The 342-nt window shown below is 65.5% G+C and carries 1 protein-coding gene; it reads left to right on the top strand.

Going from position 1 to position 342, the window contains the following annotated elements:
* On the top strand, positions 1–342 hold a 342-nt coding region (locus IZR01_RS49680), incomplete at both ends, for a reverse transcriptase domain-containing protein (RefSeq protein WP_369125535.1).

Here is a 342-nt window from a genome sequence, read left to right on the forward strand (position 1 = left end):
TCCCGAAGGCCGGGGGTGGCACGAGAACGTTGGGCGTGCCGACTGTGGGTGATCGGGTCGCTCAGACCGTGGTGGCCGAGCATTTGTCGGCCCGGGTGGAGCCGGTGTTCCATCCGGATTCCTACGGTTACCGGCCTGGCCGTTCGGCGCTGGATGCGGTTGCGGTGTGTCGGGAGCGGTGTTGGAGGTTTGACTGGGTGGTCGAGTTCGATATCCGGCGGTTCTTCGACACGGTTCCACACGACAAGATCGTGGCTTGTGTGCAGGCCCATACCGATGCCCGCTGGGTGGTGTTGTATGTCCGGCGGTGGCTGACTGCTGGGCTGTGCATGCCCGGCGGGG

This window comes from Catenulispora pinisilvae, assembly GCF_015356865.1.
GTDB classification, from domain to species: Bacteria; Actinomycetota; Actinomycetes; order Streptomycetales; family Catenulisporaceae; genus Catenulispora; species Catenulispora pinisilvae.